9 protein-coding genes are annotated in these 12,060 nt (G+C 74.2%); all 9 read right to left on the reverse strand.

The window, feature by feature from the left end:
• Positions 1-75: 75 nt before the first annotated feature.
• On the reverse strand, positions 76-576 hold the full coding sequence (locus AB0442_RS26605) for a hypothetical protein (protein ID WP_366165871.1): 501 nt from the start codon (positions 574-576) through the stop codon (positions 76-78).
• A 68-nt stretch (positions 577-644) separates the two neighbouring features.
• Positions 645-1,781, reverse strand: coding sequence for a glutamate 5-kinase (gene proB, locus AB0442_RS26610; protein WP_344625684.1), 1,137 nt, complete (start codon positions 1,779-1,781; stop codon positions 645-647).
• A 102-nt stretch (positions 1,782-1,883) separates the two neighbouring features.
• Complete coding sequence (gene obgE, locus AB0442_RS26615; protein ID WP_363540111.1) at positions 1,884-3,359, reverse strand: GTPase ObgE; 1,476 nt, start codon at positions 3,357-3,359, stop codon at positions 1,884-1,886.
• 110 nt (positions 3,360-3,469) lie between these two features.
• On the reverse strand, positions 3,470-3,727 hold the full coding sequence (gene rpmA, locus AB0442_RS26620) for a 50S ribosomal protein L27 (RefSeq protein ID WP_030058248.1): 258 nt from the start codon (positions 3,725-3,727) through the stop codon (positions 3,470-3,472).
• A 12-nt stretch (positions 3,728-3,739) separates the two neighbouring features.
• Positions 3,740-4,057, reverse strand: coding sequence for a 50S ribosomal protein L21 (gene rplU / locus AB0442_RS26625; protein WP_030270532.1), 318 nt, complete (start codon positions 4,055-4,057; stop codon positions 3,740-3,742).
• A gap of 219 nt (positions 4,058-4,276) precedes the next feature.
• Positions 4,277-7,807, reverse strand: a complete 3,531-nt coding sequence (locus tag AB0442_RS26630) for an Rne/Rng family ribonuclease (RefSeq protein WP_366165873.1) — start codon at positions 7,805-7,807, stop codon at positions 4,277-4,279.
• 348 nt (positions 7,808-8,155) lie between these two features.
• On the reverse strand, positions 8,156-8,920 hold the full coding sequence (locus tag AB0442_RS26635) for a TIGR03936 family radical SAM-associated protein (protein WP_366165875.1): 765 nt from the start codon (positions 8,918-8,920) through the stop codon (positions 8,156-8,158).
• Between the two features lie 138 nt (positions 8,921-9,058).
• Positions 9,059-9,865 (reverse strand): hypothetical protein, encoded by an 807-nt coding sequence (locus AB0442_RS26640; RefSeq protein ID WP_366165876.1) that lies wholly within the window; start codon positions 9,863-9,865, stop codon positions 9,059-9,061.
• 71 nt (positions 9,866-9,936) lie between these two features.
• Positions 9,937-11,865 (reverse strand): TIGR03960 family B12-binding radical SAM protein, encoded by a 1,929-nt coding sequence (locus AB0442_RS26645; RefSeq protein WP_363540118.1) that lies wholly within the window; start codon positions 11,863-11,865, stop codon positions 9,937-9,939.
• Between the last annotated feature and the right edge of the window lie 195 nt (positions 11,866-12,060).

Genomic DNA, 12,060 nt, shown 5'->3' on the forward strand with positions numbered 1-12,060 from the left:
CTGAAGGGTAGCGACTCGCGGCCGCCGCCTCGGCCCGCATTTCGTCGGCTGAGACGCGGGCCGCGGCGCGGCAGGTCAGTACGGGTGCACACCGCCGAGGTGCGGCGGCGGGTCGCCGAAGCCCTCGGCCACCCGCTGGTGGTAGGTGGGGCGGTCGACGACCTCCAGGCCCACGATCTCCCACGGCGGTAAGTTCGCGGACGCCTTGTGCTCGCCCCACAGCCGCAGCGCGATGGCCGCGGCGTCGTGCAGGTCGCGGGCCTGCTCCCAGTACCGGATCTCGGCGTGGTCGGCGGCGTAGCGGGCGGTCAGGAAGAAGGCGTGGTCGTGCGCGAGCCGTTCCAGGGCGGACCGCAGTTCCGCGATCGGGGTGGCCCGGCCGGCCACCGACAGCACGACGTGCCAGAGCCTGCCGTGCTCCTCCGTCTCGCCCTCGCCCTCGCCGTGCGGGTGCAACTCCCGGACGGACTGCGGGGGTTCACCGGGCGGGTCGCCGTCGGCGCGGCCGCCCGCGATGCTGGTGAGCCGCCGCGCGGACGTCTCCCCGGGCAGTGTTCCCGGGCGCCTGCTTGCCATCGGCGGCCTCCTGTTCGGCGACGTCCCCTGCCCGGGCGCCGCCCGCTGCACCGGCCCCGGTGGCCCCGTCAGCCGCGCAGGACGACCAGGTCGTCGCGGTGGACGACCTCGCGCTCGTACGCGGCACCGAGCTCCTGGGCCAGCTCCCGCGTGGACCGGCCGAGCAGACGGGGCAGCTCCCTCGCATCAAAGTTGACCAGTCCGCGGGCGACGATGTGGCCGTTTTCGCCAAGAAGGTCGACGGGATCACCCGCGGTGAAGTCGCCGTCGACCTTGGTCACACCGGCCGGGAGCAGGGACTTCCCGCCGAGGACGACGGCGTCGACGGCACCGGCGTCGAGGTGGAGCGCGCCGCGCGGGGTGGAGGCGTGTTCGAGCCACAGGAGCCGGTCGGCGGAGCGGCTGCCGGTGCGCAGGAAGAGCGTGCCGACGGGCCGGCCTGCCAGGGCCTCGGCGGCGTGGCTGGCGGCGGTCAGCACGACGGGGATGCCGGCGCCGGTGGCGATCCGGGCGGCTTCGACCTTGGTGACCATGCCGCCGGTGCCGACGCCGGCCTTGCCGACGCTGCCGATCTCGACGCCGTCGAGGTCGTGCGGGCCGCGCACGGTGTCGATCCGGGTGGTGCCCGGCCTGGCCGGGTTGCCGTCGTACAGCGCGTCCACGTCGGAGAGCAGCACCAGCAGGTCGGCGCGGACGAGGTGGGCGACCAGCGCGGCCAGTCGGTCGTTGTCACCGAACCTGATTTCGGCGGTGGCGACGGTGTCGTTCTCGTTGACGACCGGCATCGCGCCCATCGCGAGCAGCTGGTCGAGGGTGCGGTAGGCGTTGCGGTAGTGCGAGCGTCGACTGGCGTCCTCGGCGGTCAGCAGCACCTGGCCGACCCGGATGCCGTACCGGGCGAAGGAGGCGGTGTAGCGCGCGACCAGCAGGCCCTGCCCGACGCTGGCGGCGGCCTGCTGGCGGGCGAGGTCGGAGGGGCGCTTGGCGAGGCCGAGCGGGGCGAGGCCGGCCGCGATGGCGCCGGAGGAGACCAGGACGACGTCGGGGGCGTCCGGGCGGGAGCGGACCTTGGCGAGCGCGTCGACGAGCGCGTCGACCCGGTCGGCGTCCAGGCCGCCGGCCGCGGTGGTCAGTGAGGACGAGCCGACCTTCACGACGATCCGCCGCGCGGCGAGGACGTCCTGCCGCAGTGTCTGACCCGTCATCAGTGTCCTCCGGTCGTGCTGGATCGAGCCCGCTGCCCGGTCGCAATCTACGCGATCCGCGCAGCGGGCCCGTCGGGGTTTTCAGCTGGTGGACGCCGGGACTCAGTAGTCCTCGTCGTCGCCCTCGATGGCCTGGCGGCCGGAGGAGAGCGCCTCGAACGCGCGGTACTCCTCCTCGGCGGCGTCCCGGCCGCGCTGGCGCTCGCGGCGGCGGTCGACGGCGGGCCGCTGTGTCTCGAAGCGGTGGTCCTCGCCGCGGCGGCCGAGCATCTCGGCGCCGGCGGCCATGGTCGGCTCCCAGTCGAAGACGACCGCGTCGTCCTCGGGGCCGATGACGACGGTGTCGCCCTCCTGCGCGCCGACCTTCCAGAGCTCCTGCTCGACGCCGAGGCGGGCCAGGCGGTCGGCGAGGTAGCCGACGGCCTCGTCGTTGCTGAAGTCGGTCTGGCGGACCCACCGCTCCGGCTTGACGCCGCGGATGCGGTAGACGCCGTCCTCCTCGGTGATGGTGAAGCCCGCGTCGTCCACGGCCTTCGGCCGCAGCACGATCCGGGTGGACTCCTCGACCGGCTTGGCGGCGCGCGCCTCGGCGACGATCTGCGCCAGGGCGAAGCTCAGCTCGCGCAGGCCCTTGTGGGCGAGCGCGGAGACCTCGAAGACGCGGTAGCCGCGCTCCTCCAACGAGGCGCGGGTGAGGTCGGCGATGTCCTGGCCGTCCGGCACGTCCACCTTGTTGAGCGCGACCAGGCGCGGCCGGTCCTCCAGGCCGCCGTACTGGGCGAGCTCCTCCTCGATGGTCTCCAGGTCGGTGAGCGGGTCGCGGCCGGGCTCCAGGGTGGCGCAGTCGAGGACGTGCACCAGCACCTCGCAGCGCTCGACGTGGCGCAGGAACTCCAGGCCCAGGCCCTTGCCCTGGCTGGCGCCGGGGATCAGGCCGGGGACGTCGGCGATCGTGTAGACCGTCGAGCCGGCGGTGACCACGCCGAGGTTGGGGATCAGCGTGGTGAACGGGTAGTCCGCGATCTTCGGCTTGGCGGCGGAGAGCACCGAGATCAGCGAGGACTTGCCGGCGCTCGGGTACCCCACCAGGGCGACGTCGGCGACGGACTTGAGCTCCATCACGATGTCGCGGGCCTCGCCGGGCTCGCCGAGCAGGGCGAAGCCGGGGGCCTTGCGGCGGGCGGAGGCGAGGGCGGCGTTGCCGAGGCCGCCGCGGCCGCCGGCGGCGGCGACGAAGCTGGTGCCGTGGCCGACCAGGTCGGCGAGCACGTTGCCCTTCTTGTCGAGCACCACGGTGCCGTCCGGCACCGCGAGGACGAGGTCCTGGCCGTCGGCGCCGGTGCGGTTGCCACCGGCGCCGGGCTTGCCGTTGGTGGCCTTGCGCTTGGGCGAGTGGTGGTACTCGAGCAGGGTGGTGATCTGGCTGTCGACGGTGAGGACGACGCTGCCGCCCTCGCCGCCGTTGCCGCCGTCGGGCCCGCCGAGCGGCTTGAACTTCTCCCGGTGCACGGAGGCGCAGCCGTGGCCTCCGTTACCCGCGGCGACGTGCAGCTCGACGCGGTCCACGAAGGTGGTCATGGGTGTGCCTCCAGTACGACGGAAAAGATGGGGTCCTGCGGTAAAGCATGAAGGGTGGACCGGAACATTCCGGCCCACCCTTCACGACGAGTCCTGACGTGGGGTCAGACTCAGGCCTCGACGGCCACGATGTTGACGACCTTGCGGCCGCGGCGGTTGCCGAACTGCACGGCACCGGCGGTCAGCGCGAACAGGGTGTCGTCGCCACCGCGACCGACACCGGCACCCGGGTGGAAGTGGGTGCCGCGCTGGCGGACGAGGATCTCGCCGGCCGAGACGACCTGGCCGCCGAAGCGCTTGACGCCGAGGCGCTGGGCGTTCGAGTCACGGCCGTTGCGGGTAGAGCTTGCGCCCTTCTTGTGTGCCATCTCGCTATCCCCTTACTTGCTGACGGAGTCGATGCTCGTGATGCGCACCGCGGTGTACTTCTGGCGGTGACCCTGACGACGGCGGTAACCCGTCTTGTTCTTGTAGCGGAGGATGACGATCTTGTCGCCCTTGGTCTCCTCGACGACCTCGGCGTGCGCCTTGACGCCACCGAGCACCCACGGGTCGGAGGTGACGGCGTCACCGTCGACGACCAGGACGGTCGACAGCTCGACCGAGTCACCCGGCTTGGCCTCGATGCGGTCGATCTCCAGCACGTCGCCGACGGCGACCTTGTGCTGGCGGCCGCCTGCGCGAACGATCGCGTACATGCGGTACCTGCTTTCTGTACTCGGTCGGAACTCACCGATGCCAGCCCCTGGGTACGGACACAGGGGCCTCCCCCGGAACCGCGGACGGATCCGGGAGGTGATGTGCTCGGGAGCATGGCGTAACACGCCGAAGGTCAAGAATACGGACCGGCCCGCGCGGGGGCAAACCGGGCCCTACCGGGCCCGGGGCGGCACGTCGGCCGCCCCGGGCGCGGGGCGTCACTCGGCGGCGCCGTCACCTTCGGCGGCCGCTGCCTTCTTGGCCGCCGCGCTCGTCCGCTTGGTGGCGGTCTTGCGGGCGGTGGTCTTCTTGGCCGCGGTGGTCTTCTTCGCGGCCACGGTCTTCTTGGCGGCGGTCTTGCGGGTCGCGCGCTTCTTCGGCGCGGCCTCCGCGGCCTCCTCCTCGACCGGCGCCCCGGCGGCCTCGGCGGCCTCCGCGGTGACCACGGCGGTCTCGACGGCCTCCGCGGCCTCGGCGACGGCCTCGGCCGCCTCCACGACCGCCTCGACGGCGGCCGGCTCCGCGGCGGGCTCGACGGCCTGCTGCCCGGCGGCGGTCAGGGCGGCCTCCATGGCGGCCTCGGCCCGGGCCTGCAGCACCACGATCTCGGCCTCGGCCGGCGAACCCGCGGGGGCCGTCGCCTTGCGCACCGCACGGCGACGGGTGCGGCCCGCGGGGGCGGCGACCGGCTCGGGGGCCTGCGCCACGGCCTCGGCCGGCACCTCGGCGGTCTCCGCGGGAGCGGCCTGGGCCTGCGCGGTCTGCGCCGGCTCCTCGGCGCGCACGTCGACGACCTCGATGTCCTCGGCGGCCTCGGCGGCCTCGGCGGCCTCGGCGGCCTCGGGGAGCTCCAGCGCCTCGGGCGCCTCCTCCGGGGCCTCCGTCGCGACCGCGGCCTCGGCCTGCGGCTCGGCCTGGGCGCCGCCCTTGCCGCGCCGACGGCGCTTGCCGCCGCCCGCCTCGCCGGCCGCCGGGGCGGCACCGCCGCCGCCGTGGGTGTGCGGCTGGTCCATGTGGACGATGACGCCGCGGCCGTTGCAGTGCACGCACGCCTCGGAGAAGGACTCCAGCAGGCCCTGGCCGACCCGCTTGCGGGTCATCTGCACCAGGCCCAGCGAGGTCACCTCGGCCACCTGGTGCTTGGTCCGGTCCCGGCCCAGGCACTCCAGCAGGCGGCGCAGCACCAGGTCGCGGTTGGACTCCAGCACCATGTCGATGAAGTCGATCACGATGATGCCGCCGAGGTCGCGCAGCCGCAGCTGGCGGACGATCTCCTCGGCCGCCTCGATGTTGTTGCGGGTGACGGTCTCCTCGAGGTTGCCGCCCTGGCCGACGAACTTGCCGGTGTTGACGTCGACGACGACCATCGCCTCGGTCCGGTCGATCACCAGCGAACCGCCGCTCGGCAGCCAGACCTTGCGGTCCAGCGCCTTCATCAGCTGCTCGTCGATCCGGTAGGTGGCGAAGACGTCCACGTCCGAGGTCCAGCGCTGGAGGCGCTCGGCGAGGTCCGGGGCCACGTTGGAGACGTAGTCGTGGATGGTGTTCCACGCGTCGCCGCCGCTGACGATGACCTTGGTGAAGTCCTCGTTGAAGATGTCGCGGACGACCCGGACGGTCATGTCCGGCTCGCCGTAGAGCAGCACCGGCGCGTTGCCGGTGGCGGCCTTCTTCTGGATGTCCTCCCACTGCTGCTGCAGCCGCTGGACGTCCCGGGTCAGCTCCTCCTCGCTGGCGCCCTCGGCGGCGGTGCGCACGATGACGCCCGCGTCGTCCGGGACGATCTTCTTGAGGATCTGCTTGAGGCGGGCCCGCTCGTTCTCGGGCAGCTTGCGGCTGATGCCGGTCATCGAGCCCTCGGGCACGTACACCAGGTAGCGGCCGGGCAGCGAGATCTGGCTGGTCAGGCGGGCGCCCTTGTGGCCGATCGGGTCCTTGGAGACCTGCACCAGCACGGACTGGCCGGACTTCAGGACCGACTCGATCCGGCGCGGGCCGCCGTGGCCGCCCAGCGCGCCGAAGTTGACCTCGCCGGCGTAGAGGACCGCGTTGCGGCCCTTGCCGATGTCGACGAAGGCGGCCTCCATCGACGGCAGCACGTTCTGGACCTTGCCCAGGTACACGTTGCCGACGTAGCTGGTGGCCTGCTCCTTGTTGACGTAGTGCTCGACCAGCACGCCGTCCTCGAGCACGCCGATCTGGGTGCGCTCGCCGTTCTGGCGCACCACCATGACGCGCTCGACCGACTCGCGGCGGGCCAGGAACTCGGCCTCGGTGATGATCGGCACCCGGCGGCGGCCCAGCTCGCGGCCCTCGCGGCGGCGCTGCTTCTTGGCCTCCAGGCGGGTGGAGCCCTTGATGGACTGCACCTCGTCCGGGTCGAACGACGGCTCGGTGGAGCGGCGGCGCGGCTCGCGCACCTTCACCACCGTGCGGACGCCGTCCTCGGTGGTCTCGGCCGGCTCCGCGGCACCCTCGCCGCTGCGGCGACGGCGGCGGCGACGGCGGCGCGAGGAGGACAGCCCGGCGGCGAGCTCGTCCTCGTCCTCGTCCTCCTCCGGCTCGGCCTCACCGGAGGTGTCCTCCTCGGCGGAGGCGTCCTCCTCGGCCTGCGACAGCTCGGCGGCCTCCGGCTCCTCGCCCTCACCGCGGCGGCGGCGACGGCCGCCCCGGCGGCGGCGGCGCGACGGACGGCCGTCCTCCTCCCACTCGCCCTCCTGCTCGGGGCCCGTGCCGGCGGCCTCGGGGGCCTCCTGCTCGGCGGGGGCGACCTCGGCGCGGGCGGGGGTCTGCGCACGGGCGGGCGCCTGCGCACGGGCCGGGGTCTGCACCCGGACGGGGGTGCGGACCCGGCGGCGGCGGCCGACGCCGCTGTACTCGTACTCCTCGTCCTCGCTGCCGCCCTCCTCCGCGGCGGCGGCCGGTGCGGCCGCAGCGGCGGGCGCAGTCGGCGCGACGTACGGAGCGGGCTCCTGGAAGACCGGGGCCTGGAAGAGCGCGGTGGACGGGCGGACCGCCCGGCGGCGGACGCGGTGCGACGGCTCGGGCTCGGCGACCGGGGCCTCGGCGGCGGGCGCCTCGGCCTCGGCGGGCTCCTCGGCGGCCTCGGCCTCCTCCTCGACCGGCTCGGTCGACGCGGCGGGCTCCTCGGCGGCCGGCTCCTCGACGACGACCGGGGCCTGCTCGACCACGCGGCGACGGCGGGTGCGGCGGGCGGGCGCGGCCTCCTCGGCCGCGGGCTCCTCGGCGACCGGCTCCTCGGCGACCGGAGCGGCGGCCTCCTCGGCCGCGGGCTCCTCGACGGCCGGCGGGCCGACGGGGGCCTCGGCGCGCTTGCGGGTGCGGCGGGCCCGGGCGGGCTTCTCCGCGGCGGGCGCCTCGGCGACCGGAGCGGCGGCCTCCTCGGCCGCGGGCTCCTCGGCGCCGGCGGCGGGTTCGGTCACCACGATCGCGGCGGCCTCGGGGGCGCCGGCCGGGGCCTCGGCGCGCTTGCGGGTACGGCGGGGCCGGGCCGGCTTCTCGGCGGCGGGCGCCTCGACCGGGGCGGCCGGGGCCTCGGCGGCCGCGGCCCCGTCCTGCTGCGGCTCGGCGGGCAGCACGGTCTCGGCCGCCTCGGCGGCGGCGCCCTGCGGGGCGCCGGCCGGGCGGGAGACCGCACGGCGACGACGGCGCGGCGGGGCCGCGGCACCGCCGTCGGCAGGGGTGTCGGCCGGTTCCGCAGCGGACTGCGGTTCGGTGTTCTCGAGCATGCGGGTGGATCTCCCGTCAGGCCCCCGGGCTCCGCATCCGGGCACGGCTCGGCACCTGGTTCACGGCGGCCACGGTGATGGCGTGCCGGCTTCCACGGTGCTGCCGTGCGGACGCGAGGCCGCACAGGAGCTCGTAGTCTCGCTCGGCGTCCCGCACGGTGCGGGATGCCGAAAGTCTTCTGGTCTGACCAGTCTTCTCGTTGTCCAGGTCGGGCCGCGGGGGCCCGGCTGCGTGCGACGACGCTCGCTCCCCTGGGAAGCCGCGGGGACCTGGGAGCCACGGCCCGGTGGTGAGCCCTGGCTCCCTGCCCACTCGGCGGTCGGCAGAGGCGCGCGGCCCTGCGGCCGCTACCGGCCTGCCGGGGCCGCGGCGCGATCGAGCGCCAGCGGGTCGGTCACCGTGCCGGTCTCCTCGTCGAGCGGCCCCTGCGCCAGCCTGGTCACCTCAGCGGGGACCGGCGGCGCCAGGTCGGCCGTCGCACGGAGACCGGACAAAACGTCGTCGGGTCGTACGGCGGGTGTGGCATGTCGTACTACCAGCCGCAGTATCGCACAGGGTGAGCCCGGACGAACATCGTCGGCACGCTCTGTGCCAGTGTCGTTACCATCGCCCACCTGCGACGGGAGCACCTGCAGCGACGCGACGGCCCCGCGGGCGTCGAACACCCGCACGCCGTTCTTGGTCGTGCGCTGCACCTCGACGGCCTCCTCGGCCAGGAACGCGGCGACCGCGCGGGCCGCCTCCTCCTGCCCGACGCCGGCCAGTCGCAGCTGCCACTCGGAGGCCTCCAGGCGCTCGACGAAGTTGGCGGTGCGGACCTCGACGGCGTCGACGACGTCCAGGCCGAGCGGCAGCGACCCGTCGAGCCGGGCCCGGAGCTCCTCCGGGTCACGGGCCTCGGCGAGGCCGATCTCCAGGTACTCCGCCTCGCTGGCGACGCCCGTCGGGGCGGCGTTGGCGTAGGAGACCTTGGGGTGCGGGGTGAAGCCGGCGGAGTACGCCATGGGAACGGCCGAGCGGCGGAGCGCACGCTCGAACGCCCGCTGGAAGTCCCGGTGGCTGGTGAAGCGCAGACGGCCGCGCTTGGTGTAGCGGAGACGGATGCGCTGCACCGTCGGCGCGGGCGGCGGACCGTCGGGCGTGCGGCGTGCCAGGGCTGCTCAGTCCTTAGATCGGTGTCCCGTCCGGCCGTACCGGCCGGTTGCTTGTCAGGACAAGGGTACGCGCCCGGGCCCGCCGCCCGGACCGGGTCACCCCACCAGGGCCCGCCGGACCTCCCGCAGCACCCGCCCGACCTCGGCCTTCGCCGGCCACCACACCTCGCGCCGCACCCAGCGCCAGGGCCGCACCACCAGGAAGCGCCAGATCCGCCCGCCGATCCGCCAGGCCCGGGCGATCGCCCTCCCCAGCTCGCGGAGCACCGGGTACAGCAGCACCCGCCACAGCCACACCAACGGCACCGCCACCAGGACGCGCGCCGCCCGCCCGGCCCCCCGGGCGAGCCCCGACAGCAGCCACAGCGCCCCGCGGCCGCACGGCGCCAGCACGTACCGCCACAGCACCGCGAGGGGGACGACCACGAGGTGGCGGCACAGCCAGGCGAGGCCGGTACCGACCGCCTTGAGCAGCACCAGCAGCCCGTGACCCAGCGGCAGCAGGGCGTTGCGGCCCAGCCAACGCAGCGGCAGCGCGACCAGCACACGGCCGCACCAGCAGAGCGCCGTCCACCCGGCCCGCCCGGCCGGGGCCAGCACCTTCCGGCCCAGCCAGGCCAGCGGGACGACCACCAGGTACCGGCCGAGCCGGGCCAGCGCGTGCCCGCAGGGCGTGAGGACGTACCGGTACAGCTGGACGAGCGGCCACACCACCGTCCAGTACAGGACCCGGCCGACCTGCACCGCGAGCCATTCCAGCACCCGGCCGAGCGGGCGCAGCACGACGGCGAGCAGCAGCTCCCAGAGGAACCGCAGCGGCACCACCACCAGCAGCGCGAAGGCCCGCGCCGGCACCCGCACGAACGCCACCAGGCACCCCTCGGCGGCCCGTTCCTCGGCCATCCGTCCCCCCTCCGTACGACGGCCCTCCCCGGCAGGTACGCCGGGGAGGGCCGTCGGGTTGCGCTGCGGTCCTACGACTTGACCACGGTCAGCGGCAGCAGCTTCTTGCCCGTCGGGCCGACCTGGATGTGCGTGTCCATCTGCGGACACACGCCGCAGTCGAAGCACGGGGTCCAGCGGCAGTCCTCGACCTCGACCTCTTCGAGGGCGTCCTGCCAGTCCTCCCAGAGCCAGTCCTTGTCGAGGCCGCTGTCCAGGTGGTCCCAGGGCAGCACCTCCTCGTAGCCGCGCTCGCGGGTGGTGTACCAGTCGACGTCGACGCCGGTGCCGGCGAGGCCCTTCTCGGCGCAGGCCATCCAGCGGTCGTAGGAGAAGTGCTCGCGCCAGCCGTCGAAGCGGCCGCCGTCGTCGTAGACGGCGCGGATGACGGCGCCGATCCGGCGGTCGCCGCGGGAGAGCAGGCCCTCGACGATGCCGGGCTTGCCGTCGTGGTAGCGGAAGCCGATGTTCTTGCCGAACTTGCGGTCGTGCCGGATGGAGTCGCGCAGCTTGGCGAGGCGGGCGTCGGTGTCCTCGGCGGACAGCTGCGGGGCCCACTGGAAGGGGGTGTGCGGCTTGGGCACGAAGCCGCCGATGGAGACGGTGCAGCGGATGTCGTTGCCGCCGGTGACCTCGCGGCCCTTGGCGATGACGTTCTTCGCCATCTCGCCGATCTGCAGGACGTCCTCGTCGGTCTCGGTGGGCAGGCCGCACATGAAGTACAGCTTCACCTGGCGCCAGCCGTTGCCGTACGCGGTGGCGACCGTGTTGATGAGGTCCTCCTCGGACACCATCTTGTTGATCACCTTGCGGATGCGCTCGCTGCCGCCCTCGGGGGCGAAGGTCAGACCGGAGCGGCGGCCGTTGCGGGAGAGCTCGTTGGCCAGGTCGATGTTGAACGCGTCGACGCGGGTGGACGGCAGCGACAGGCCGATCTTGTCCTCGGCGTAGCGGTCGGCGAGGCCCTTGGTGACGTCGGCGATCTCGGAGTGGTCGGCGCTGGACAGCGAGAGCAGGCCGACCTCCTCGAAGCCGGTCGCCTTGAGGCCGCGGTCGACCATCTCGCCGATGCCGGTGATGCTTCGCTCCCGCACGGGGCGCGTGATCATGCCGGCCTGGCAGAAGCGGCAGCCGCGGGTGCAGCCGCGGAAGATCTCCACCGACATCCGCTCGTGGACGGTCTCGGCGAGCGGGACGAGCGGCTGCTTGGGGTAGGGCCACTCGTCGAGGTCCATGACGGTGTGCTTGGAGACCCGCCAGGGCACGCCGGGGCGGTTCGGCACGACGCGGCCGATCCGGCCGTCCGGCAGGTACTCGACGTCGTAGAAGCGCGGCACGTACACGCCGCCGGTCTTCGCGAGCCGCAGCAGCACCTCGTCGCGGCCGCCGGGGCGGCCCTCGGCCTTCCAGGCGCGGACGATCTCGGTCATGTCGAGGACGGCCTGCTCGCCGTCGCCGACGACGGCACAGTCGAGGAAGTCGGCGATCGGCTCGGGGTTGAAGGCGGCGTGGCCGCCGGCGAGCACGATCGGGTCGTCGAGGCCGCGGTCCTTGGACTCCAGCGGGATGCCGGCGAGGTCGAGCGCGGTCAGCATGTTGGTGTAGCCGAGCTCGGTGGAGAAGGAGAGACCGAAGAGGTCGAAGTCCTTCACCGGGCGGTGCGCGTCGACGGTGAACTGCGGGACGCCGTGCTCCCGCATCAGCGCCTCCAGGTCGGGCCAGACGCTGTAGGTGCGCTCGGCGAGCACGCCCTCGCGCTCGTTGAGCACCTCGTAGAGGATCATGACGCCCTGGTTGGGCAGGCCGACCTCGTAGGCGTCGGGGTACATCAGGGCCCAGCGCACGTCGCAGGCGTCCCAGTCCTTGACGGTCGAGTTGAGCTCGCCGCCGACGTACTGGATCGGCTTCTGGACGTGCGGGAGGAGGGCCTCCAGGCGTGGGAAGACCGATTCGACTGGCATGCGGTGAGCCCTTTGGGTCGTGGACGGGGACGACCCTCAAGGTTACCGGACCCGGCCGCCCCTCCTTCCCGGCCGGAACGCGCCGGCTCCGCGGCCGTGGAACGGGTCGGCGCCCGCGCCGGCGGGGGGCGGCGGGGCGCCGGTCCGGTGGGCGGCGGCGGCCGCCCCGGCCGAGACCGAACGGGCGCGGGGGTC

This window comes from Kitasatospora sp. NPDC085895, from assembly GCF_040702125.1.
GTDB classification, from domain to species: Bacteria; Actinomycetota; Actinomycetes; order Streptomycetales; family Streptomycetaceae; genus Kitasatospora; species Kitasatospora arboriphila.